The 3624-nt window shown below is 47.6% G+C and carries 3 protein-coding genes and 1 pseudogene; all 4 read right to left on the bottom strand.

The window, feature by feature from the left end; genetic code table 11:
* Positions 1 to 90 precede the first annotated feature (90 nt).
* Positions 91 to 471 (bottom strand): hypothetical protein, encoded by a 381-nt coding sequence (locus tag EGK14_RS20995; RefSeq protein ID WP_125290998.1) that lies wholly within the window; start codon positions 469 to 471, stop codon positions 91 to 93.
* Positions 471 to 1907, bottom strand: coding sequence for a VENN motif pre-toxin domain-containing protein (locus EGK14_RS21780; protein ID WP_304984971.1), 1437 nt, complete (start codon positions 1905 to 1907; stop codon positions 471 to 473). Before EGK14_RS21780 ends, EGK14_RS20995 begins: the two co-directional genes overlap by 1 nt.
* A 106-nt stretch (positions 1908 to 2013) precedes the next feature.
* Positions 2014 to 2346, bottom strand: a complete 333-nt coding sequence (locus tag EGK14_RS21005; RefSeq protein WP_370256573.1) for a hypothetical protein — start codon at positions 2344 to 2346, stop codon at positions 2014 to 2016.
* Positions 2343 to 3425: pseudogene (locus EGK14_RS21695) on the bottom strand (DNA/RNA non-specific endonuclease); the annotation flags it as partial. The gene EGK14_RS21005 and the pseudogene EGK14_RS21695, both read right to left, overlap by 4 nt.
* Positions 3426 to 3624: the final 199 nt, after the last annotated feature.

A 3624-nucleotide genomic window follows, 5' to 3' on the forward strand; every position in this document is an offset into this window, starting at 1 on the left:
GTTCCCTCACAAGACTTGTCACCCTGACACTGTATCATTTCCTGAACACGGGACTGATTCTGCTTAACGTTTAATGCGTTATTCTCAACACTAATTCAGCATTATTTTCCGTACATCGCCAGTATGAAAAAATTCACTAATAACTTTAGTTACGAATGAAAAATCAGTTGTGATCTGATTTGCAGGCCAATAATCCCCTAATATATTTACTTTTTCATTGCTTCTTTTTTCATCAAAAAAAGATCTTATCTCATAATCATCGTTTATTATTTCCCCTAGCATTAATAAATAATTCCCTGCCTCGGCTCTTATTTGTAGCATTTGAGGTCCCTCATCATTTTCGTTAATATCTAATGTCAGCGTTCCATATCCATTTCTCAAAGCATCTAATTTAATTTTAATAGCATTCCAAAGAGGATAATTATCACTTCCTCCGCAACCATTTAGTGTCCAACTCATTGAAAAAGACATTATTTTTTCTCCTTTAATGATTTCATCCCTGGATTCCAATACAATGTTTTCCCACTGCTTTCCTCATAAACGGTGAGGGATTTTAAACCTGCTTTATCTGCCATCGCAGCAATATCTCCACGACAGTATCCACATACGGGTTCTTTTGTGACTCTCATACTCATATCTTTGCCAACCGTAATCCCATTATCGAATGCCTGTTGGATAGCGCCAACTTCAGCATGGGCAGAAGCCATATTCCCATTAGGTAAATATTTACCAGGATTTTTCTCTATTTTAGACTCTATTCTATCGTTAATTAGGGTCGGTCTACTTGCTTCACCCAAGTAAAAGTCTGGCCTATTACCCTGATTTGTATCAATAAAAGTCTTCCCGGTTATCGGATCTGTCAGTTCCGCTGTCACTTTAGGTATTGATGTGTGCGTTTGACGATCTAATACATGTGAGCTGTCCTGAGTCGCTAGCTGAGTTGGAGAAACTATCGAGCCATCAGTATTGCCCACAACTTTACTACCCTGCCTGCCTCCCAAAACTATCGCCGTACCTAAGCCAACATTGGCAAGACCTTTTGCATATTCGCCCTCACTTATTTGCCCAATACCTGTACCAGTCTGATAAGCTCCTCCGACGGTTACGCTACCACGTACCAGTGCTCCGGGTACTCCAGGAAGAACCATAAGTGCATCGGTTCCCAATGCTGCTTGCCCTGATTGAGCGCTGTAGGTCTTTAAATAACCCAGTGCCTCATTATAGGCTCTTGCATCTGCTTGTGATGCTACAAAAGCATTGCCTGAAAGAAGCGAACGTATTGCATCGCTGGCTTTATTTGATGAATATCCGTACACCGCCTGCAACTCTATGCCGTACTGGTTAAGCAATCCTGCCAGCTGCTGCTTTTCACCATCCGTGATCGTTCCTTTCAAGAATTTGCCTACCAGCAGATTGCTGGCTCTATCCTCATTCGTTGCCCTGACTATAGTCTGCGAAGCTTCCAATAGATTCTTGCCAGCTTTTTGGTCTTCAATAGCTTTGATTAGTGCTTCATTCTTCGTGACCGAAAGGAAGTTATTCTCAACCGCATTCTTCCCGGCCTGCGCACCCGTTACCGCACCGCCCGCACTGCCCCCGGCAAGGCCGCCCGCCAGCCCCGCCGCCAGCGTCCCCAGCGCGCTGATGGTCTGACGCTGCTCCTCGCTCAGGTCTGCACGGTCAACGCCCGGATAGAGCTGCTGCGCGATATACTCGCCCGCCACGCCGCCTGACGCTCCCGCCAGCGCCGAACCGCCCGACGCCTGCGCCACCGCCGAACCGCCCGACGCCTGCGCCACCGCCGCGCCCGGCACCGCGTGCGCTGTCAGGTTTGCCTCAACGTTAACCACCTCTTTGCCGTTTGCATCCGTGGTGGTGGTCGCTTTATGTATCAGCTCGATCGCCACACCGCAGAAGCGGCCACGGAAGATCCCGGAAAGGACATTTGAGTGGCGACCGCTCTAGGTAACTGACTGGTTATAAGGTAAGATCCCTGCCTGGTTGGGATCTTTATTAGTCATCATATTGAAGATTTATGTTTATTTTTCCGGCTTGTATATCGACCGTTATTTCGCAGCCTGTCCAAATAGGTTTACCATTAGTCAAATTGTTATCTAAAAATAAATAATTATAAGCAAGCAAAGCATCAGTCAAATCAGCAACAGCCCTTCCATCAGGGGCAAACCAGCCCAGTCCTCCATTTTCATCCAAATAATAGAATTCATACTCCCCTCCATCATTTTCATTAAATATTTTAGCTCTTGCTATGATTTTTTTGGCATTTCCAGGTCCACAATCATACAAAATTTGACCTATTTTTTGCTCAAAATTTTGTTCCTGCATCATTTGCCTCCTGGGGAATTTTTGAAATCAACGTTAACAGGTCTACCCCCATCAACTGAGTACTGAACAATTACCCTATCTGGCCTTATATTGTTACCTGAATATATTGGTTGAATATTGACATCAACCGTTTTGCCTTCTTTCAATGCGGTACCCCATGAGTTCTCCATTTTTTTCCATTGAATTTTATTAAGATTTCCATCCATAGGAATAATATTAAGCTCTTCACCAGGCCCATTGAATATGCTGGCAATTAAATGACCACCTTCATCACCATTATTACCACATTTACCAGCTTTGCATTGCTGATAGGTGTTTCGGTCATTTTTGAACAGGCTTAGTGAGGCATTCACATTTGTTGTGCGGCTCAAATCATCAGTATGATAGGTTTTATTTCCATCAACCTGATAGACCGTATTTGGTTCTGGTTTATTCAGTGTCTTATTCCACGCACCTTTCTTACCGGAGTCAACAATAACGATATTTTTTCCGGCAGCTGTAGGAAGTTTACTTCCTTTACTCACCCCACCCAGCGCACTTAGCGCCACGCCCGCAATAATATCCGCCTGAGCCTGATCGAGGCCATATTTCGCCATGATCTGCTCTGACACTTTATTACTGGCGACGATCCCGTCTGCGTCCATCTGGTGCGTCCAGGTCGCAGTCAGATCATAGACCATCTTGATCGGGATATCTTCACCCATCGCCCGATCCAGCGCCTGTTTCACCGCCATGCTGTCGGCCAGTACATCGCCGTATTTCTGCTGGCAGGTGGCCGGACTTGTTGCACAATCGCTTATCAGCTGCTTCTGCTGGGTGGTGCTCAGTTCTTCATATTTTGTGACGATACTGCCGCAGTCACCGCCGCCAGCCTGACAGGACTTTATTTCAGCGGACCAGGTATCTATCTGTTTACTGCTCAGCCAGTTATTCTCAACCGCATTCTTCCCGGCCTGCGCGCCCGTCACCGCACTACCCGCACTGTCCCCGGCAAGCCCGCCCGCCAGCCCCGCCGCCAGCGTCCCCAGCGCGCTGATGGTCTGACGCTGCTCCTCGCTCAGGTCTGCACGGTCAACGCCCGGATAGAGCTGCTGCGCGATATACTCGCCCGCCGCGCCCAGCACCGCGTGTGCTGTCAGGTTTGCCTCAACGTTAACCACCTCTTTGCCGTTTGCATCCGTGGTGGTAGTTGCTTTATGTATCAGCTCCGGCGCTGGCGCTCTGCTGCCTGCTGTCGTAGCGGTCGCTGTCCTGCTCCGAGGTCAGCGTCAGGTTGCGCGC

The sequence above is a fragment of the Erwinia sp. 198 genome (genome assembly GCF_003937915.1).
GTDB lineage: Bacteria > Pseudomonadota > Gammaproteobacteria > Enterobacterales > Enterobacteriaceae > Erwinia > Erwinia aeris.